The organism is Dactylosporangium sp. CA-152071, from assembly GCF_050936335.1.
Lineage (GTDB): Bacteria > Actinomycetota > Actinomycetes > Mycobacteriales > Micromonosporaceae > Dactylosporangium > Dactylosporangium maewongense.
The window spans coordinates 6,720,014-6,740,559 of sequence record NZ_JBNJMZ010000001.1 but is presented as its reverse complement, the minus strand read 5'-3'; the positions used below and the strand labels follow the sequence as shown (position 1 = coordinate 6,740,559).

Below are 20,546 nucleotides of genomic sequence, written 5' to 3'. Positions count from 1 at the left end.
CGACCCATGGAAGGGGACCGAATGCCAAGCAGAAACCGGAGCGCACTGGGTGCCGCCGCGGCAGCGATCATCACGATCGCCGGCGTGGCCGCACCGGGCGTGCCGGCGGCCGCGGCACCACCGGCGGCATCGGCCGCCGGCCAGCTGACCCGGGTGATCGTCGCCTACGACGACGCCGACGCGGCAGCCCGGGCGGTCGACCGCGCCGGCGGGAAGGTCGGCCGGGCGCTGTCGATCGTGGAGAGCTTCGCGGCCGAGATACCGGACACGCAACTGTCCGCCCTGAGGGCCGCCCCCGGCGTGCGGTCCGTGACCCTCGACGGTGAGGTGGCACTCCAGGCCGAACGATGGCGCGCCGACGGCGACGCCAACTCGATGTTCAGCGTCGTGCGCGCGACCGGCGCGCTGGACGTGTGGAAGAAGACCGACTCCAGCGGCCGCCCGATCGGCGGCGCCGGCGTCGGCATCGCCCTGATCGACTCCGGCGTCTCGCAGGTCACCGGGCTCAACGACCCGGGCCGGATCGTCAACGGGCCGGACCTGTCGTTCGAGTCGCAGTCGCCCAACCTGCGCTACGCCGACACGTTCGGGCACGGCACCCACATGGCCGGCCTGATCGCCGCCCGCGACCCGGGCACCAACTTCATGACCGTCGACTCGCCGACCAACTTCACCGGCATGGCGCCCACCTCGACGCTGATCAGCGTCAAGGTCGCCACCGCCGACGGCGCCACCGACGTCTCGCAGGTCATCGCCGGGATCGACTGGGTCGTCACCCACCGCAACGACCCCGGCCTGAACATCAAGGTGCTGAACCTGTCGTTCGGCACCGACAGCTACCAGGACGAGAAGCTCGACCCGCTGTCGCACGCGGTCGAGGCGGCCTGGAAGAAGGGCATCACGGTCGTGGTCTCCGCCGGCAACGACGGCAAGACCCGCACCGCGCTGTCGATGCCGGCGGCCAACCCGTACGTCATCGCGGTCGGCGCCGCCGACTCGAAGGGCACCGAGTCCCGCTCCGACGACGTCCTCGCGGACTTCAGCACCCGCGGCAACACCACCCGCTCCGCCGACCTGACCGCGCCCGGCCGCTCGATCGTCGGCCTGCGCGACCCGGGCTCCTACGTCGACGTCAACTACCCGACGGGGCTCGTGCCGGGCGACACGACCGGACGGTACTTCCGGGGCAGCGGCAGCTCGCAGGCCGCGGCCATCACGTCCGGCGCCGCGGCGCTGCTGCTGCAGCAGCGCCCGAACCTCACGCCCGACCAGGTCAAGAAGCTGCTCGTCAGCACCACCGACGCGATGACCGCCGGCGACGTGCTGGGCCGCGGCTCCGGCCAGCTCAACATCAAGAAGGCGATCGAGGCGCCGACACCCGCCGCCACGCAGACGTGGGCGGCGTCGACCGGCACCGGCACGCTGGAGTCCTCCCGCGGCTCCGCGCACGTGGCGGACCCGGTCACCGGCACCGAGCTGACCGGCGAGACGGACATCACGGGCCGGGCCTGGACGCCGTCGACGTGGGCGAAGGCATCGACCGCCGGCACCGCGTGGACCGGCGGCACCTGGAACGGCGCGACCTGGACCGGCACGTCGCTGAGCGGCACGGCCACGACCGGCCGCAGCTGGGTCGCGGTCGGCTGGTCCGGCACCAGCTGGTCCGGGCGCACCTGGAGCGGGCGCACCTGGAGCAGCGCCGTGTGGGACGGCCGCACATGGAGTGGCCGAACTTGGTCAGGTAGCACCTGGAGCGGCCGAACTTGGAGTGGAAGCTACTGGTCAAGCTCCATCTGGCAGTAACCCTCACGAAAAGGGCGATTCCGGGACGGTCATGAAGAAAGCACGCGCGTGGACGCGCCCGGACGCACGGGTGGCGGCGCTCAGCCTGTGGCTGGGCGTCGCCACCGTCGTGGCCCACGGTCTGCGCATCCACCACGGCGGGCTTCCGGCGTCCCCCGATGCCCTGCCGCTGATCCTGCTCGCCGTCGCGTTCGCGGTCACCGAGGGGTTCGCGGTGCACATCCGGGTCCGCCGCGGCGGCCACGCGATGAGCCTCAGCGAGATCCCGATGGTCCTCGGGCTGCTCTCGGTCGACCCGACCCTGCTGCTCACCGTCCGGCTCCTCGGCGGCGGCCTCGGCCTGGTGATCCTGCGCGGCCAGCGCGGCGTCAAGCTCGGCTTCAACGTCGCCCTCCTCGGCGTGCAGACCACCGCGGCGTCCGTGATGCTGCGCGCCCTCACCGGCCCCACCCTGCCCGACGTCGGCCCGATGCAGTGGCTGTACGTGCTGCTCGTCATGCTCGTGTCCGACGTCGTCGCCGCGGTGCTGGTCACCGCCGTGATCGCGCTGCACGACGACCCCAGCGAGTGGAAACGCCTGCCGAGCGCCCTGCAGGGCCTGCCGCTCGTGGCGATCACCACCAGCATCGGCCTGATCAGCACCCTCGCCATCGACCGCGACCCGAGGGCGATCGCCCTGATCGCGATCGTCTCCGCGGTCACGTACCGGGCCTACCGCTCCTACGTCAGCCAGAGCCAGGGCCACGATCAGGTCGAAGAGCTCTACGCCTTCACCCGCGCCGTCGACGGCGTCCTGGACACCGGCGGCGTCGCCCGCATCGTGCTCGAACAGGCCCGCGACCAGCTCCGCGCCGAGCGGGCCGAGCTGATCATCCCGGGCGCCGACGGCTCCCAGATCCGGATGCGCATGCACGGCCGGCACCAGCTCGACACGACCGTCATCGACGCCCTGCCGGAGACCGCGTGGTGGCAGCCCGCCCGCGCCGGCACCCCCGTCCTGGTCGCCAAGGGCAGCCGCGTCGTCGGCTCCATCGTCGACGGCATCGCGGTGCCCGTGCCGCTCAACGACGGCGCGACCGGCGTGCTGTTCGTCGCCGACAGCCTCCCCGACATCCCGACCTTCGGCGAGCATCACGTCCGCCTCTTCCAGGCGCTCGCCAACCACGCCAGCCTCTCGCTCGCCAAGGCCCGGCTCCTCGACGAGCTGCGCCGGGAGGTCGCGGAGAAGGAGCACCTGGCGCTGTACGACCCGCTCACCGGCCTGCCCAACCGGCAGCGCTTCCAGTCGCTCACCGACGCGCTGCGCGCCCAGGGCACCCCGGTCGCGATGCTGCTCATGGACCTCGACCGCTTCAAGGACGTCAACGACGCGCTCGGCCACGACATCGGCGACACGCTCCTGCGGCAGGTCGGCGACCGCCTGCAGGGCCGCCTCGGCGACCGCGGCACCGTCGCCCGCTTCGGCGGCGACGAGTTCGCCGTGCTGCTGCCCGGCATCCGCACCCGCGAGGTCGCCGTCGCGATCGGCGACGACCTCGCCGCCGCCATGGAGCAGCCGATCGCGATCGGCCACCTGCGCCTCAACGCCCGCGTCAGCATCGGCATCGCGCTCGCCCCCGAGCACGGCCACGACGCGAAGACCCTCATCCAGCGCGCCGACGTCGCCATGTACGTCGCGAAGACCACCCGCACCGGGGTGCGCGTCTACCAGCCCGACGACGACCGCAACAGCCCCCGGCGCCTCGCCATGGTCGCCGACCTGCGCGAGGCCATCCAGCGGCACGACCTCGTCGTCGTCTTCCAGCCGAAGCTGGAGACCGCCACCGGCATCGTCCGCGGCGCCGAGGCCCTCGCCCGCTGGCACCATCCCGCGCACGGCTTCGTCCCGCCCGACGAGTTCATCCCCCTCGCCGAGACGTCCGGCCTGATCCGGCCCCTGACCCTGCACGTGCTGGAGGTCGCGCTGCGCCGCTGCGCCTCGTGGCGGCGGATGGGGCACGACATGCACGTCGCCGTCAACCTGTCGCCCAACAGCCTGCAGGAGGCCGACCTGCCCGACATCGTCGCCCGGCTGCTGGGTCAGGCGGGTGTACCGGCGAGCGCGCTGACCCTGGAGATCACCGAGAGCAGCATCATGGACGACCCGGCCGGCAGCCTCGTCACGCTCGACCGCCTGCACGCCCTCGGCGTCAAGCTCGCCATCGACGACTTCGGCACCGGGTACTCCTCCCTCGGCCGCCTCCGCGAGCTCCCCATCCACGAGATGAAGATCGACAAGTCCTTCGTGCAGCGCATCGCCGTCGACCACCGCGACCGTGCCGTCGTCCGCTCCGCCGTCCAGCTCGGGCACGCCCTGGACCTGGAGGTCGTCGCCGAGGGCGTCGAGGACGAGCAGACCCTCCACCACCTGCGCACGGAGGGCTGCAACCTGGTCCAGGGCTACTTCATCTCCAAGCCCCTGCCCGCCGACGAGTTCGCCGACTGGCTGGCCGCACGGGTGCCGCAACTCGGACAGGCATAACCTTTTCCCGCATGTGCACCGTGCTCCTCCGCTTCGACCCCGCCGCCACCTTCCCCGTCCTGCTGGCCGCGGTCCGCGACGAGTACCTCGCCCGCCCCTGGGAGCCGCCCGCCGAGCACTGGCCCGGCTTCTGGGGCGGCCGCGACAGCACCGCCGGCGGCACCTGGCTCGCGGTCGACCCCGCCGCCCCGGCCGTCACCGCGCTGCTGAACGGCTTCCCGCCCCTGCCGCCCCTCGGCGACCGCCCGACCCGCGGCGCCCTCCCGCTGACCCCCCTGCCGCAGGACCTCTCCGGTTTCGACGCCTTCCACCTGGTGCGGGCGACGCCGGCCGAGGTCACCGTCCTGTCCTGGAACGGCACCGACCTCACCACGCACACCCTGCCCCCGGGCGACCACGTGATCGTCAACCAGGGCGTCGACGTCAACGACTTCGCCCCGCTCCACGCCGCCGCCACCCCTCCCCTCGACCCGGACAACGCGACCCGCGAGGCCTGGGGCGACTGGGTGCCGCTGCTCGCGGGCGGCACGTTCACCGGCGCCGCCCCGCGCACGCTGCTCGTGCGCCACGAGGTCGACGGCCTGGAGTACGGCTCCGGCTCCGCCAGCCTGGTCGCCCTGGGCCGCGACACCGTCCGGTACGACTTCGCCACCACCCCCGGCCCCTCCGCCACCTGGACCCGGATCCCCGTTCCCCCGACCCGCTGACCGGCCCGACCCGCTGACCGGCCCGTCCCGCTGACCGGCCCGCCACGGTGGACCGGTCAGCCACGGTCGACCGGGACTCACAGGTGGCGCACAGGTGGGGCCCAAGGTGCTGGCAGGGGCGGGCCGCAGTCTCGGGAACATGACGACGACGCTGGTCCGCCCCGCTGACATTGCCGACACGCCCCCGCGGACGCCGCCGCCCCGGGATCCGGTCTGGGCCCGGCCGGCGTTGGGGGTGCTTCTGGTCGGCACGCTGGTGGCGTACGTGTGGAACCTCAGCGCATCGGGTTGGGGCAACGCCTTCTACGCGGCGGCGGCGCAGGCGGGCGGCGAGAGCTGGAAGGCGTGGTTCTTCGGCTCGTCCGACGCGTCGAACTTCATCACCGTCGACAAGACGCCCGGCGCGCTGTGGGTCACGGGACTGTCGGTGCGCGTCTTCGGGCTCAGCTCCTGGAGCATCCTCGTGCCGCAGGCGCTGATCGGGGTGGCGACGGTCTGGCTGCTGTACGCGACGGTGCGGCGCTGGCACGGCCCGGCGGCCGGGCTGCTGGCCGGGGCGGTGCTCGCCACGACGCCGATCGCGGCGCTGATGTTCCGGTTCAACAACCCTGACGCCCTGCTCATGCTGCTGCTCGTCGCCGGCGTGTACGGCATGGTCCGCGCGCTGGAGCGGGGCAGCACCTGGTGGCTGGTGTTCGCCGGCAGCAGCGTCGGCTTCGGCTTCCTGACCAAGATGCTCCAGGCGCTGCTGGTGGTGCCGGCGTTCGCGCTGGCGTACCTGCTGTTCGCGCCGACCGGCTGGGGGCGCCGCATCGTGCAGCTGCTGGTCGCGGGCGCGGCGGTGGTCGTGTCCGCCGGCTGGTGGGTGGCGACCGTCGAGCTGATCCCGGCGTCGTGGCGGCCGTACGTCGGCGGGTCGCAGAACAACTCGATCCTGGAGCTGACCCTCGGGTACAACGGCCTCGGCCGCATCACGGGCAACGAGACCGGCAGCGTCGGCGGCGGGGGCGGCGCCAACGGTGGCCGCTGGGGCGAGACGGGCTGGTCGCGGCTCTTCGACGGGCAGACCGGCGGGCAGGCGTCGTGGCTGCTGCCGGCGGCGCTGATCTTCCTGGTCGCGGGCCTGGTCTGGTCGACGCGGAAGGCCGCCTACGTGCTGTGGGGCGGCTGGCTGGTGGTGACCGCCGTCGTCTTCAGCACCATGCAGGGCATCTTCCACGACTACTACACCGTGGCCCTGGCGCCGGCGATCGGCGCGCTGGTCGCGATGGGCACGGCCACGCTGTGGCGCCGCCGCGGCAACGTGTACGCGCTGCTCACCCTCTCCTCGGCGGTCGCGGTCAGCGCGATCTGGTCCTACGTGCTGCTCGCCCGCGCCACCGGCTTCCAGCCGTGGCTGAAGGTCGCGGTCCTGCTGGCCGGCGCGGCGGGCGCGGCGGGCCTGCTGGTCAGCCAGCAGCTCGGCCGCGGGATCGGGTGGCGGGTCTCGCTCGCGGCGGCCGCGGCGGCGCTCTTCGCGGTGCTCGGCGGGCCGGTCGCCTACTCGTTGAACACGATCGCCACCCCGCACTCCGGCTCCATCGTCACGGCGGGTCCGGCGGTCGCCGGAGGCTCATTCCCGGGCGGCGGCGGCCGCGGCGGTACGGGCGGCGGCCCTTCCCGGAACGGCGGCTTCCCCGGCGGCGGCTTCCCGGGCGGCACGGGCACTGGCACCGGCGGTTTCCCCGGTCCCGCCGGCGCCGGAGGCGGCTTCCCAGGCGGCGGCGGTGCGGGGCAGCGTGGTGGCATGGGCGGGGGCGGCATGGGCGGGCTGCTCAACGCCACGACGCCCAGCGCGGAGCTGGTCGCGCTGCTGCGGGAGGACGCGGCCAGGTACACGTGGGTCGGTGCGGCCGTCGGGTCCAACAGCGCCTCCGGGTACCAGCTGGCGACCGAGCTTCCCGTGATGGCGATCGGCGGCTTCAACGGCAGTGACCCGGCGCCGAGCCTCGCACAGTTCCAGCAGTACGTCGCCGACGGCCAGATCCACTACTTCATCGGCGGTGCCGGCGTCGGCGGGCGCAGCAACGGCGGCAGCAGCGTCAGCGCGGAGATCGCCGCGTGGGTGGCCGCCAACTACACGGCGCAGACGGTCGGCGGCGTCACGGTGTACGACCTGTCCTGACCACGCCTCCCGTCCACGAGGGCCGTCCCGTTTCCGGGGCGGCCCTCTTCGCAGCCGGGGTACCGGCTCGCTTTCACAGGTGGGGTACAGGATCGCCACAACCTGCCGGAAGCAACGGAGCCGAACTTGGTTGGCATGACGACAACGACGCTCCCGCGCGCAGCAACCACCGACGTCACCGCCGCCAGCGCGGTCCTCGACGTCGTCGTCCCCGTGTACAACGAGGAGCGCGACCTCGGCCCGTGCGTGCGCCGGCTGCACGCCCACCTCAGCGCGACGTTCCCGTACCCCTTCCGGATCACCGTCGCCGACAACGCCAGCACCGACGGGACGCTCGCGGTCGCCACCACCCTTGCCGGCGAGCTGGCCGGCGTCGAGGTGGTGCACCTGACCGAGAAGGGTCGCGGGCGGGCCCTGCGGGCCGCGTGGGACGCCTCCGACGCGCCGGTCCTCGCGTACATGGACGTGGACTTGAGCACCGACCTCAACGCGGTCCTGCCGCTGGTCGCCCCGCTGCTGTCGGGCCACTCCGACGTATCGATCGGCACGCGGCTGGCCCGCGGCTCCCGTGTGGTGCGCGGCGCGAAGCGGCAGTTCATCTCCCGCTCGTACAACATCCTCCTCCGCGGCACGTTGCAGGTCGGCTTCTCCGACGCGCAGTGCGGGTTCAAGGCGATCCGCAAGGACGTCGCCGAACAGCTCCTGCCGCTGGTGGAGGACACCGGCTGGTTCTTCGACACCGAGCTGCTCGTGCTCGCGCAACGGGCCGGGCTGCGCATCCACGAGGTGCCGGTCGACTGGATCGACGACCCCGACAGCCGCGTCGACATCGTCGCCACCGCGCTCGCCGACCTCCGTGGCATCGCCCGCCTCGCCCGCGGCCTGGTCGACGGCTCGCTGCCGCTGCAGTCGCTGCGCTCCCGCTTCGGCCGGGAGCCGCTCGCCGCCGCGGGCGTGCCGGCGTCGATGCCGTCGCAGCTGCTGCGCTTCGCCGGCGTCGGGGTGCTGTCGACGGTCGCGTACCTGCTGCTGTTCGCGCTCCTGCGCCCCGCGGCGGGCGCGCAGGCGGCCAACTTCGCGGCCCTGCTGATCACCGCGGTCGGCAACACCGCACTCAACCGGCGGCTGACCTTCGCCGTGCGGGGCACCGCCCACGCCGGCCGGCACCAGGCACAGGGCCTGCTGCTGTTCGCCCTCGGCCTCGCGCTGACGTCGGGCTCGCTGGTCGCGCTGGACGCGGCGGCGCCAGCACACCCGCACCTGCTGGAGGTGGCCGTCCTCGTGCTCGCCAACCTGGCCGCGACCGTGCTCCGGTTCGTGCTGATGCGGGTCTGGGTGTTCCGCAAGGCCTGATACCCGGGCTACACCGGCGCCTCTCACAAGCCGTCCCCACACCGGATCCCGATCGCCGGCACGGCGCCCGCCCGGCGGCTCGACCCGCTCACCCGGCAGCTCGGCACCCTGCTGGCCACCCCACTGGACGCCCGGCCCGTCACCGACGAGGCCACCGCCCGAGGTCGCGTGCCCTGGGTTCCGCTTCCTCCAGGACCTTAGCCCACGACAGGAAATTGATCTCCGGCGTCGTCGCTGTCCGTAGTTTAGCCTGCCCGCAATACGAATGCCTGGGGCACCGGGCGGCACAGGGAGGCTACGCCGGGTAGTCGGAGGGCCAGGTTGGAGGGCGGCGGTCTCTGAAGGCGGCCAGGCCCTCCGCCACCTCGGCGGGGTCCTGCCGGGCGGGGCCTTCCCGGCCGTCGATGAACGCCTTGGCCGCGCGGACGCTCAGCTGGGAGCGGGTGGTGATGGTGGCGGCGGTGTCCCGTACCGACGCCGCCAACGCGTCTGGAGCGACGACGGCGTCGACGAGGCCGATGGCGAAGGCGGCCGGGGCGTCGATCAGGTCGGCGGTGAAGAGGAGCAGCTTCGCGCGGGAAGGGCCGACGAGGTCGGCCAGGCGGCGGGTCGTCGAGCGGGGGTAGACGATGCCGAGCTTGGCGGGCGTGATGCCGAAGCGGCTGTCGGCGGCGGCGAAGCGCAGGTCGCAGGCGACGGCGAGCTGGCAGCCGCCGCCGACGCAGAAGCCGTCGATGCGGGCGATGGTCGGCTTCGGGAACGCGGCGAGGGCGAGCTCGGCCTGGACGGCGACGCTGTCCTCGCCGTCGGCGGCGATCGCCGCGGCGTCGTCGATGTCGGCGCCCGCGCAGAAGGTGCCGCCGGCGCCCTCGACGACGAGGACCTTGACGGCCGGGTCAGCCTCCAGGTCCTTCAGCAGGACCGGCACGGCGCGCCACATGGCGGCGGTCATCGCGTTGCGCTTGCCGGGGTTGTCGATGGTCAGCGTCGCCACCGGGCCGTCGACCGAAACCCGGACCGCCTCGACGCCGGAACCGACGCGGGCGCCGGAAGCGGTCACCACTCGTGGACTGGGACGTTGGAGTGCATCCGTGGAAGGTACTCCTCGAGCAGCTTGCGCATGGTGTCGTCGCGGTCGATCTGGCCGGCGCCGGTGATGCGGTGGACGGTGTCGACCTGCCATGAGGCGCCGTTGCGGGCGGTGAGGCAGCGCTGCTCGATGATGCCGAGGAGCCGGTCGCGGTGGGCGGGGTCGACACCCCAGCCGTCGAGGCCTTCGCGGGCCATGGGCAGGAGGCGGCGCAGCACGAGCTCGGTGACGGGGACGGAGCCGAGGCCGGGCCAGAAGAGCGAGGCGTCGATGCCGTGGCGGGCGCCGTTGTGGAAGTTCTCCTCGGCGGCGCCGAAGGACATCTGGGTCCAGACGGGCCGGTCCTGCTCGGCGAGCCGGCGCACGAGACCGAAGTAGAAGGCGGCGTTGGCCATGCTGTCCACGACGGTCGGACCGGCCGGGAGGACGCGGTTCTCGACGCGGACGTGCGGCTTGCCGTCGACGACGTCGTAGATGGGGCGGTTCCAGCGGTACACGGTGCCGTTGTGCAGCCGGAGCTCGCCGAGCTTCGGGACGCCGCCGTCGTCGAGGACGGCGATCGGGTCCTCGTCCTCGCAGATGGGCAGCAGGGAGGGGAAGTAGCGGACGTTCTCCTCGAAGAGGTCGAAGATCGAGGTGATCCAGCGCTCGCCGAACCAGACGCGGGGGCGCACCCCCTGGGACTTCAGCTCCTCGGCGCGGGTGTCGGTGGCCTGCTCGAAGAGCGGGATGCGGGTCTCCCGCCACAGCTCGCTGCCGAAGAGGAAAGGCGCGTTGGCACCGAGGGCGACCTGGACGCCGGCGATGGCCTGGGCGGCGTTCCAGTGCGCGGCGAACTGCTGCGGGCTGACCTGCAGGTGAAACTGGACGCTGGTGCAGGCGGCCTCGGGCGCGATCGAGTCGCAGCGGACGTGGAGCCGCTCGACGCCGTCGATCGCGATGAGCAGGTCCTCGCCGCGGGCCGCGAAGATCTGCTCGTTGAGCAGCGCGTAGCGCGGGTTCGCCGACAGGACGTCGGGCGTGAGCTGGTCCCGGCGCAGAGTGGGCAGGATGCCGATCATCGCGAGCCGGGTGTCCACGCCGGCGGCGTGCTCCTCGGCGGCGTTGAGGCTGGCGCGGACCTGCTCCTCGAACCCGGCGAGCCCGTCACCGGCGAGCCGGCGTGGCGGCACGTTGATCTCGATGTTGAACTGGCCGAGCTCGGTGACGAACGCCGGGTCGGCGAGGGCGTCGAGCACGCGCTGGTTGCGCAGGGCCGGGTCGTGGTGCTCGTCGACGAGGTTGAGCTCGATCTCGAGCCCGCTCATGCCGTCGCCGTCCTCGAAGTGCGCGTCCGAGAGCATGCGCGCGAACGCGTCGAGGCATTGACGCACCTTGTCGCGGTACCGCATCCGGTCTTCGCGGCTGAACTCGGTCGTTTCGACGTCCTTGCCCATGGGCCGCCCACCTCCGAAGCCGTCGGTTCATCTGGCATACCACGAGTCGCGGTTTTTTACTCCTGCATCTCAACCTGAAGCGGCTCAGGTCGCCTTTCGATGCCCATGTGCCGGCGTGGCCTGGAGTGCTGGCCCAGCCGACGCAGAAGCTCCGTCATCACGGTGTACCGAGGGACCCGAACAGTTCAGTGTCGAGGCGCAATCGCGCCGTACCGGCGATGCCTCCGATCAACAGAATCTGCGTGTCTTCGTCCGGAGCTGGACTGAAGGTCATCGAGAGCACTGGAGAACCAACGACGACACGGTGGAGTTCGGTCGAGGTTTCGACGTCCCAGAATCTGACGTCTTGGGCATCGGACGCCGATGCGATCACAGGCCGCCCTGCCACCACACCGGCGGTAACTGCGTTGACCCAGCCCGTATGCCCACGCAGCGGTGGCCCGACCGGCTCGCCGGTGTCGAGATCCCAAAGACGAATGCTCCGGTCGTCGCTACCGGAAACAACGACTGTCCGATCGCCGATGTCGAGCGTTGCGAGGTCCAGGATCCAGTCGTCGTGACCGGTCAGCGGCGGCACCGTCAGCGATGCGGTCGCTGCGTCCCAGATACATACGACGCCATCGTCACCACCGGTCACGATCAGCGTGCCGCCGGGTCGCTCCACGACGCGAAGCGCGCGAACGGGGCCGTCATGGTGCCGAATCGGCGCACACCACGGATCGCCGGTCGCCACGCGCCACAGACGGACTGCTCCGTCCTCATGAGCAGAGATCACGACGAGGTCATCGTATACGTAGCCGGTCCCGACCGCGTTCACAGGCCCGCCGGCACCGTCGAACGACCTGCTCGTCGCGGTGCCGTCGGCCAATGCCTCCGTGAGAACGACCAGTCCGTCCTCCGCCCCCGTCACCGCAATCAGCGACGCGCCATGCCGTCGTGTGCTCAACCCGTTCACCCCACGGCTGTGCCCGACCGCGATTCGATGGAGCGCCGCACCTGAGTCGAGGTCGAGTATCCGGAGGGAAGCATCGCCGCCGGCCGACACGACGACCGGCTTCCCCGCAAGCGTGCCGACGTCGATGGCATTGATGACGTCCGGCGAGCCCAGTAGTGGACCATCGATCTCACGAAGATTCTGCACGTCCCACCTACGGACCGTGGTGTCCAGCGACGCCGAGACCACCACCGGCTGCCCGTCTCTCAGCGCCGCCGCCAGCACGTGGACGCCCCGCTCGTGACTTGTCCAGACAGGCGTCAGCTCCACACGAGTTTCGAGATCCCAAACCCGGATCTCCCGATCTGCTCCCGCCGAGAGCACCGTCGGCCTGCCGTCGCGCTGCACGATGCTGACACTCCAGATGGCTGCGCGATGCGACGTGAAGGGAGCCCCGACTGGCGCCCCCGTTTCAAGGTCCCAGATCGCGACGGTGCCGTCCTCCGAACCGGAGACGATCACATTGCGGCCGCCGGACCACACGGTCGCCATCGCCCTGATCGGCTTGGCGTGTGCAGCGATCGGCACGCCCGGCTGCGTGCCCTCCAAAACACGCCAGTGGCGGATCGTTCCGTCCTCTGCACCAGCGATGACGACGGGTTCCCCGTCCGCCCATCCTCCCGCGAGCGCCCGGATGGCCGGCCCGGAGGCGACCAGTGGGTCGCCGAAACGTTCGCCGGCCGTCAGGTCCCACAGCAGCACCGCACCGTCTTCCGAACCGGACGCGACGATGTCGATGTCGCCGAGACGGACGACGGTCAACGCGGTGACCGGACCCTGATGACCCGCCAGCGGCACGGAGACGGGCTGGCCAGTGGCGATCTGCCAGACCCTGACCGTGGCGTCGTTGGCCCCGGACAGCAGGACGTCCACACCCTCGCGCCTCGCCTGCGCAAAGGCCCGGACACGGCTGACGTGCCCCAGCAGCGTCGGGCACAGTTCCCGGCCGGTGTCGAACTCCAGCAGCTTGATGCCGCCGTCCGCTCCTGACGCGGCAACGATGCACTGCCCGTCCTCGCCGGTCAACGTCGCCAGCGCCCAGGTCGGACATCCCCAGTTGCCGACCGTCGTGAAGTCGTCACGCCAACGCACCCAGTCGGCGGTAACCATCGGACGAAGACCGGTGAGCGCACTGCGTCGCCCCGCAGCCTTCAGTTGGAATGCCAGCGTGGATTCGCGGGACGCGGTGTCTGCGTCATCGATGAGCGACTCGACCAGCGCCCAGGACTCCAGAGCGGCCGCATCCGATGCGCTCCCCGCCCGCGCCAGGAGGCGACGTACGTCGCCTCCTGATTCCCAAGGCAGAAACCACGGGGGAACGACCGTGTCGCTGAGGACGCCACCGAGAGCCGCGTGCCGCACAAGATGCCGCCTGACGTAAGCATGTGGCGCCTGAAGTGCGCCTCCTTCGTCGAGCAGCGACAGCAACGCCATGGCGACGACGGCGTGGCCGTGCCGATCGGCTGAGGGATCGTCCATCGGTGGCGCGCCGGCAAGCGTTGCCACCACGAGCTCCGGATTTCGACGGAGGATCTCGCCGATTCTTGCGTGCGCCGGTCGGTAGACCAGGCGATCGTCTTCCACATCGGACGCCAGATATCCCGAGAGACGGCCGTGCTGCACCGCCGCGATGACTGCGTCGATGTCGATTCCGGCGGCTTTCGCATCCGTGTCCGGCATGAGCGCAGCGGCGACGGTCGACCATACATTGGCCCATGGAAGGCCGGCTCCCAGCGAAAAGGCGACGGCTCGGAGCACTGCGACCACGTGATCGACCGCGAGGCCGAGCCGTTGCGACTCTTCCCGGATGTCCGCTTTCAACAGCGAGACGGTGCCGGCGCGCAGGCGGCCGAAGAAGGCGGCGGATGACCCTTCGGGCCTTCTGCCTGACATCTTGAGTCGTGCGGCGGCGAACCGGGCGTCCAGAAACGATGGGCTGACTTCTTCGGCGATCAGTTCGGCGGTCCTGAGCGTCTCCCGAAGCCGACTTGCCGGCAGCCGGTCCAAGTCCTCTCCGGACAACAGGATCCGCTGCACGTATTCCGTGATGTCATGGGCGACGTCGGCCGTCGAGTCTGTCCGGATCAACGCCCAGACGGCATCCGGGCGGACGTTTTCCGCCACCTTCATAAGCAGGCCCTGCAGACCCGCGCCGCGCAGGACGGCACCGCTGGGGCGGTCGGACCGGACACCGACGATCAGGCGGACGAGCGGCTCGCCTGCGTCGTTCGCGACCGCCAGGAGGCGACCCAGGAGGCCAGACACGATCAGCTCGGGCTGCACCGCCTCGTCGACACCGTCGATGACGATCGAGATCGTCCGGTCCTCGGAGCGAAGCCGCTCGACGATGGTGTCGAGGACAGTGCCGTCGGTGGGGGTGTCGGGCTCCACGGCGAGGAACGAGGCGAGCCGAGCAGCCAGATCGCCGAAGGTGGAATTTCGCGCGTACAGGGCCACGTCCACCGACCCCAGCGGCGGAACCGCATCCGCGCCGAGGTTCCGTACGGCCTCGTGAAAGGCTGGATCGTCGCGGAACGTCGGGTCGCTCAGCACCGTCACCTGGGCCAGAATTGCGGACTTGCCGCTGCCCGCCTCGCCGGTGACGACGACGACGCCAGACCCGCGGGCAAGGAAGTCACACAGGACTCGCAACTCGTCGCGGCGTCCGGAGAAATACCAGGCACTCGGCTCGTCGGAGTACCGACCCGAGGCACGCGAGCTCCAGTACGGCAGAGCGGACAACTCCTGTGCGAGCTGCCGGCGGACCGCCTCGACAGGTGGACCGACCGGCCGGTAACCCGGGTTCGGAATACACCGGGTGGTCGCAGGGGTCGGCGACGAACGCGGCCACACCCACAACGGCTCGAGGAGCGAGTCGTCTTCCTGGAAGAGATTCGCCATCTCAACCGCGAAGTCCTGAAACGACAGGTATCGCCGCGCATAACCGCTCTGCGGGCTGCGGAACCGCTCGTACAGCCTGGCCAACACCGCGGCGAACTCGCCGACGCGGGGCTTCTCGTCGAAGTCACCGACCGTGATGACAGCAAGTGTCCTGAGACGCCGACGATCGAGGGGCAGCGACCGCAGTCGCTCGGCGAGTTCCGCGTGCAGCGCGCCCGAATGGCAGGAATCGACGAAAACGAGAATCTGCTCGGCACTCGACGACAGGACACGCTCCACGAGGTCCGCCGTGACGAGCGCCGTGTTGCGCAGGTTCGCCTCTTCGGAGCCTGGCAGCAGAAGGAAGTGGCGGCGCGAAGAGTCCTGCACACCGTGCCCTGTGATGTACAGGACGGTCGGCTGGTCACGGTGGAGACCTGCCAGACCCTCCGACCGGACGAGGTCTTCCAGCTCGTCCAAGCTGTGCGGATGCAGGATCGACAGCCTGCAGGCCTCACTTTCGACGCTCGATTCGCCGAACCAGCTCACGACGACATCGACCTGCTCGTCGAGCGCTATCCGAAACTCGTCGTCGAATGCCGGATATTCTCTCGGAGCGATCACCACGACGCGACGTGGGCGCTCCGTGGTCATTTCGGACGGCCGGAGGGCGGAAATCCCGCATCGAACCCGATCTCGACACATTGCGCGGGAACCCGCGCCCGGAACGCCGTCAAATCGCTTTCTGGGCGCCACGGCGCGCAATAATCCCGCGCTTGTGTCACGATGTGTTACCTCCTGATGCGACGGCGACTGTCACCATGCTGTCCATCGGTCTGTCCAAATAGTCTAACCGCGTCACGGCACCACCTCGACGACACAAGACCACAGGCACCTGCGGTTGTCACCAACTTTTTGATCCGATATTGACACATTCCTGACGATCATCACTTCCTGCACGTCGCCGACGGATGCCTTCGGCCGTAGTGACAACATCGCGGCCCGCTGATGTGGTGGACAAACCAACTCGCAGCGGAGGCCGCCGTGCTCGGACTGTTGGACATCGCTCATGGCGGCACGACAATTGCCGCGTCGATCGGGCTGCTCGCGGCAGTTGCTGGAATGCGAGGCCGGCGATTGCAGTGGGGGTATTCGGCTCCAGCCGTGGCCGCAAACGACTCCGCTGCGAGCCTCCACATCATGACCAGAGGGCCGGCGCCGCGCGCACCCCGCCCGGCGATCCGCGACGTTCTCGTAGCCTCCCCGGCCCCGGCACGCAGGCCTCCGGCAGTGGCGGCACCGAAGATCGACGCCGTCATCGTGCCGCGCCGCGACCCGGCCACGCCTGTGGACAACGCGATCCGCACCGCATCTGCCGCAGGGGCTCCACTGGTCGTATTGGACTCGCCGGACGGCGTGGCGGCGCCGCCGGCGGACAGCGTCGCGTTCCGTGCGGCGCTCGACTCGGGCAGTGCGGCGCGGCTGACGTTGCCCGAAGAGTGGGACCCGACCGCGGCATTGTCCACGTCGAATCATGAGTCCGCGGATCGCCATCGGGACACTCCGGCGAAACGGAACGCAGGGATGCTCCTGGCGAGAGCCGCTGGGTGGCGGCACGTGCTCTTCATGGACGATGACATCGACCCGCTCGGCAGCGACCACCTCGACGCCACGCGGCAGGCACTCGCCGGGCGAGGCAGTGGGACCGCGTCACAGATCGCGGCATGGGCATTCGTGGACGCGCACGACCGGTCCGTTGTCGGTCACGCCTGCGCGACCGCCGGCATGCCGACCATTTCGCTGATCGGCGCCGGAGCGATGGCAATCGATTGCCGGTCAGCCGTTTCGTTCTTCCCCGCCCTGTACAACGAAGACCTGCTGTTCGCCATGACCTCGGCAACACTCGGCGGCGCCGGCGTCACTCCCGTGGGCACAACCCTGCACCAGCGCGCTCGACGGGCGGATACCTTCGCCTCGCCGTCGCTGGCGGCACGCCAGGAGTTCGGCGAGCTTCTGGCGACTGGCCTCATGGAGGCGGAACTGGACAGCGAGCGGCTGCACATCCAGACGAAGATCGACTTCTGGCGGCACGTGGTATGCGATCGGATGACCTTGCTCGTCCAGCTCGCGGTCCGGCTGCAGGCAGGGCGTCACGCCGCTGCCGCGCGTTGCGTCGCGGAAGCAGCAGCCTGCCATGCTCCGGAACTGCCGGCGCAGTTGGCCGGCTACACCACCCAGCTGATCCGCGACCATGAGACCTGGCAGACAATGCTGGAACGCCCAGTGCAGGCACTCGGGAAGCATGCCGAGCCGTGGCTCGAGAAACTGGAAACACGTGCCCGCGTCTGATGCCCCGGCTAGCCGGCTCGCCGATGCACCTCAATACGGTCGAAGGACGGCTCACCAGGTGGGACATGGACGGTGAAGATGTCGCGCGACCTGACCAGCACGAACCGCCACATGCCCGTCGCGGTGCGCTGCTCCTGCCGGACGGCGAACCGATCCACGTGTGGTGCGTGCTCGGGCCATGCATCGGTGACGGCACCGAGCGCCGCCGCCAGCGCCTCAGCCCGCGCCAGGGGCGTGTCGGCCGTCGCATCCGACCGCCCCGGTGCCGACCTCCGTCCGCGAAAGCTCACGACCGCATGCTTCAACAGGTCGTACGCGAGATTTCCGGTTACGCCGCCGGCCAGGACACCAGCAAGATCAACCGCGATGTCGACGGCCGGACCGAGACGCAGATCCGCGTAGGTCACCGCGCCGTCCTCAACCTGAAGACGATCGAGGTTCCGCAGTCCTCGCTCCGCGGAGAACATCGCAACAATCGTCGACCTGGCCGGCGCATGGACGAGCCATTGGGTCAGCAGCAACAGGTCGGCATCTCCGGTCGCCGCGTCATCACGCGCAGCGCACAGCTCAGCCGAACGGCGGAGTACCGAACCTTCTTCCGCCGCGTCGTGCTCCGTCCAGGACGCGGTGCCCGCCAGCGCGACCCATCGATCAACGACATGAAGGCCGGCATCAGCGAACTGCCGCACGACAGGCCCGGCCCAGTCCTTCTCGCCCGGAATCACCCGAGATTCCAGAGAACCGCCGTCGGGTGAGGTCGCGTATTCGTGCCCACAGATCACACATCGCCAGGCCGACGGGGCACCAACCCGCACCGATCTGCGGAGCGGTGGACGGGGAGAGCATTGATGCCGCGCTTCAGCCCTGGCATTTTCCTCGGGCACCATTTCCTGGTGAATGAGCGCCTCCGTCTGATCAGAACCTACGAATACCTTAGCGCGCGGATGCCATCCAGCGGAACCCATCCCTCTGTGGGGCAGACACCCACCTCGCACGCAGGCATCATTGTGGGATGCCGATTGATCAGGTGCGGATGACGCAAGCGACGGACACCGACACGGATCGAGTGGTCGCAGCGCTGGGTGGTGCTTCGTTCGTCGCAGATCGCCGGCGGCAGCTCGCCGGCGGCAGCGGAGTCCTGCTCGCGGCGTGGCACGAAGCAGAGGCCGTGGGCTGCGTCTACATCTCGTTCGAAGAGGCGGACGAGGCGGAGCTTCGCGAGCGCCGGCCGGGCACGCCTGTCCTGCACCGTCTCCTGGTGGTTGAGCACCTGCGCAGGCAGGGTATCGGGCGCCGCTTGATGCAAACCGCGGAAAACGTCGCTCGCGACCGAGGATGCGCCCGCATGGCGCTGGGCCTCGACCTCGACAACATCGACGCGGAGCGTTTCTATCGTCGTCTTGGATACACCGAATGGCCCTATGGCCTGCTTGACACATTCTATATCGCGACCGTCGACGGTCGCGAAGTCCGGGTCCCCGAGCAATGCCGGGTGATGGAAAAGCATCTCTGACGGCAGAGCACCGTTCATGACAGGATTTATCTACCTTCTGGCGGCCATTCGTGGAGCCGGCTCTCAGGAGCCGTCCAGTCCGGGGTCAAGACCTCGCCCCTGACAATTTGGACGTCGTCAGGATGCTGAAGTGTTCGAGGACGCCGAAGAGGCCGAGCTGCGCAAGCACCTGTCGGGCGTGCCGCTGCTCAACCGGCTGCGGGTCGTCGAGCGGCTGCGCAACCAGCGGATCGGGACCGCGCTGGTGCGCGCCGCCGAGCAGGTCGTGCGCGAGCGGGGGCACGCGCAGCTGGCGCTGGGCATCGGGCTGGACAACGCCGACGCCGAGCGGCTGTATCTGCGGCTCGGGTTCGCCGAGTGGCCGCACGGGCTCGTCGACACGTACTACATGGTGTTCAAGGACGAGCGGGAGGTGCGCGAACCGGAGTTGTGCCGGATCCTGGTGAAAGAGCTGAATCAGGAAATGCCCCTTAAACGCGACTAATGTTCGCGTACCGTCAGGCGCATGGCCGACCGTTCGCTGCTCCTCCGGGTCGCCAACGTGAACCCCGCCAGCGTGCGGACCCACACCGACCGCGCGCTGTACCGCTCGATCGCGGTGTTCATCCTGCTGTACGGCGTGTACGCGATCGTCGGCGCCGCGACCTTCGTCGACGCCACCGCGAACTACACGCACCCGTGGTGGCAGTGGCTGGTCGGCCCGCCGGTCGCGGCCGCCGTGATCGCCTACGACCGGGCCGTCGTCGGGCGGGTCGCGGTCAGCTACGACAACCTCGACTCCCCCGACCCGAAGCACCTGCTGCGGCGCGGCACGTTCGGCCTGTACGCGGGCCGGCTGCTGCTCGCCCTGCTGTTCGCCGTCGTCATCACCGAGCCGCTCATGCTCGCCAGATACAAGGGCGAGATCGACGCGTACCTCGGCACCGTGCACAACCGCCAGCTGATCCAGCTGGAGCAGTCGGGCGCGATCGCCACGTTCGCCGGGCAGGTCGACGCGCTGCGCCGGCAGGACGCCGCCGACGACAAGGCCGTGGCCGACCTGCACCAGCTCGCCGCGACGAAGCGGGCCGAGGCCGCCGAGGTGTACGACCGTGCCCTCGCCGACTCCCGCGCCGACGGCGTCACCCAGCGGGCCGGCTGCCCGCCCGGCGGGTTCTGCGACACGCTCGTGCGGCAGTCCAGGGCGCTGACCGCCGAGGCGACCCGCCTGGACGACGAGGCGGCCGCGCTGCAGAAGACCCAGGAGAGCGCCCGCCTCGACCGGGCGAAGCAGGTCGCCGCGCTCAACGAGCAGATCACCGAGCAGCGCACCGACAACCGGCGGTCCGTGGAGGCCGGCGCGGGCTTCGGCGCCCGGACCACCGCGATGTGGCACCTGGTCAAGAGCGACTTCTGGGGGTTCGGGTTCTTCTACCTCGGCGTCGCGGCGCTGCTGGTCTGCCTGGACTGCGCGGCGGTGTGGCTCAAACTGGTCTCGCACGGCAACGCGTACGAGCGGACCGAGGCCCGCGACGCCCGCCGCCGCGAGCTGACCGCCACGAAACGCCACGAGCAGCAGCTCAAGGTCGCCGGCGCGGCGCAGGAGGTGGCCGGCGACGGCCTCGACACGATCGTCGCGGAGCGCCGGCTCGTCGACGCCGCGGTCGAGCAGGCGACCGCGCGACTCATGGCGGAACTGGAGGAGCAGTCCCTCCCCTCTTCGTCCAGAAGTTCCTGAATCGCTTGCAATGGGGGCT

At 70.4% G+C, this 20,546-nt stretch carries 13 protein-coding genes; 9 read left to right on the top strand and 4 right to left on the bottom strand.

Annotated features, from left to right (window positions below):
- The first annotated feature begins 84 nt into the window (after positions 1–84).
- The 5 genes from ACQEVZ_RS30360 (at position 85) to ACQEVZ_RS30340 (ending at position 8,548) form a co-directional block, all read left to right on the top strand.
- Positions 85–1,803, top strand: coding sequence for a S8 family serine peptidase (locus ACQEVZ_RS30360; protein WP_433372801.1), 1,719 nt, complete (start codon positions 85–87; stop codon positions 1,801–1,803).
- A gap of 31 nt (positions 1,804–1,834) precedes the next feature.
- Entirely contained in the window at positions 1,835–4,324 is a 2,490-nt protein-coding gene (locus ACQEVZ_RS30355; RefSeq protein ID WP_433372798.1) for a putative bifunctional diguanylate cyclase/phosphodiesterase, read from the top strand.
- 11 nt (positions 4,325–4,335) lie between these two features.
- Entirely contained in the window at positions 4,336–5,031 is a 696-nt protein-coding gene (locus ACQEVZ_RS30350; protein WP_433372795.1) for an NRDE family protein, read from the top strand.
- Positions 5,032–5,170: 139 nt separating this feature from the next.
- Positions 5,171–7,195, top strand: a complete 2,025-nt coding sequence (locus ACQEVZ_RS30345) for a glycosyltransferase family 39 protein (RefSeq protein WP_433372792.1) — start codon at positions 5,171–5,173, stop codon at positions 7,193–7,195.
- 135 nt (positions 7,196–7,330) lie between these two features.
- Positions 7,331–8,548, top strand: coding sequence for a glycosyltransferase (locus ACQEVZ_RS30340; RefSeq protein ID WP_433372789.1), 1,218 nt, complete (start codon positions 7,331–7,333; stop codon positions 8,546–8,548).
- A 295-nt stretch (positions 8,549–8,843) separates the two neighbouring features.
- On the opposite strand, the gene ACQEVZ_RS30335 is transcribed toward ACQEVZ_RS30340, so the two are convergent.
- The 3 genes from ACQEVZ_RS30335 to ACQEVZ_RS30325 form a co-directional block, all read right to left on the bottom strand.
- Positions 8,844–9,611, bottom strand: a complete 768-nt coding sequence (locus tag ACQEVZ_RS30335; protein ID WP_433372786.1) for an enoyl-CoA hydratase/isomerase family protein — start codon at positions 9,609–9,611, stop codon at positions 8,844–8,846.
- The gene (locus ACQEVZ_RS30330; protein ID WP_344501436.1) at positions 9,605–11,074 is read right to left on the bottom strand and encodes a glutamate--cysteine ligase; all 1,470 of its coding nucleotides are present in this window, start codon (positions 11,072–11,074) and stop codon (positions 9,605–9,607) included. Before ACQEVZ_RS30330 ends, ACQEVZ_RS30335 begins: the two co-directional genes overlap by 7 nt.
- Before the next feature lie 157 nt (positions 11,075–11,231).
- The gene (locus ACQEVZ_RS30325; protein ID WP_433372783.1) at positions 11,232–15,575 is read right to left on the bottom strand and encodes a hypothetical protein; all 4,344 of its coding nucleotides are present in this window, start codon (positions 15,573–15,575) and stop codon (positions 11,232–11,234) included.
- A gap of 663 nt (positions 15,576–16,238) precedes the next feature.
- Here ACQEVZ_RS30325 and ACQEVZ_RS30320 point away from each other — a divergent pair.
- Positions 16,239–17,297 carry a hypothetical protein gene (locus tag ACQEVZ_RS30320; protein ID WP_433372780.1) on the top strand — a complete coding sequence of 353 codons (1,059 nt, stop codon included), beginning with the start codon at positions 16,239–16,241 and terminating at the stop codon, positions 17,295–17,297.
- A gap of 8 nt (positions 17,298–17,305) precedes the next feature.
- On the opposite strand, the gene ACQEVZ_RS30315 is transcribed toward ACQEVZ_RS30320, so the two are convergent.
- Positions 17,306–18,022, bottom strand: a complete 717-nt coding sequence (locus ACQEVZ_RS30315; protein ID WP_433372778.1) for a hypothetical protein — start codon at positions 18,020–18,022, stop codon at positions 17,306–17,308.
- Positions 18,023–18,309: 287 nt separating this feature from the next.
- On the opposite strand from ACQEVZ_RS30315, the gene ACQEVZ_RS30310 reads away from it, so the two are divergent.
- The 3 genes from ACQEVZ_RS30310 to ACQEVZ_RS30300 all read left to right on the top strand — a co-directional run bounded on the left by ACQEVZ_RS30310 (position 18,310) and on the right by ACQEVZ_RS30300 (position 20,527).
- Complete coding sequence (locus ACQEVZ_RS30310) at positions 18,310–18,810, top strand: GNAT family N-acetyltransferase (protein WP_433372775.1); 501 nt, start codon at positions 18,310–18,312, stop codon at positions 18,808–18,810.
- A gap of 130 nt (positions 18,811–18,940) precedes the next feature.
- On the top strand, positions 18,941–19,294 hold the full coding sequence (locus ACQEVZ_RS30305) for a GNAT family N-acetyltransferase (protein WP_433372772.1): 354 nt from the start codon (positions 18,941–18,943) through the stop codon (positions 19,292–19,294).
- 21 nt (positions 19,295–19,315) lie between these two features.
- Positions 19,316–20,527: a DUF4407 domain-containing protein gene (locus ACQEVZ_RS30300; RefSeq protein WP_433372769.1), complete on the top strand. Its 1,212-nt coding sequence runs from the start codon at positions 19,316–19,318 to the stop codon at positions 20,525–20,527.
- Positions 20,528–20,546: the final 19 nt, after the last annotated feature.

Bases quoted from the DNA above. Each gene is read 5' to 3' on its own strand.
- ACQEVZ_RS30355 (WP_433372798.1), top strand. From the start codon at position 1,835: ATGAAGAAAGCACGCGCGTGGACGCGCCCGGACGCACGGGTGGCGGCG.
- ACQEVZ_RS30350 (WP_433372795.1), top strand. From the start codon at position 4,336: ATGTGCACCGTGCTCCTCCGCTTCGACCCCGCCGCCACCTTCCCCGTC.
- ACQEVZ_RS30345 (WP_433372792.1), top strand. From the start codon at position 5,171: ATGACGACGACGCTGGTCCGCCCCGCTGACATTGCCGACACGCCCCCG.
- ACQEVZ_RS30340 (WP_433372789.1), top strand. From the start codon at position 7,331: ATGACGACAACGACGCTCCCGCGCGCAGCAACCACCGACGTCACCGCC.
- ACQEVZ_RS30330 (WP_344501436.1), bottom strand. From the start codon at position 11,074: ATGGGCAAGGACGTCGAAACGACCGAGTTCAGCCGCGAAGACCGGATG.
- ACQEVZ_RS30310 (WP_433372775.1), top strand. From the start codon at position 18,310: ATGCCGATTGATCAGGTGCGGATGACGCAAGCGACGGACACCGACACG.
- ACQEVZ_RS30300 (WP_433372769.1), top strand. From the start codon at position 19,316: ATGGCCGACCGTTCGCTGCTCCTCCGGGTCGCCAACGTGAACCCCGCC.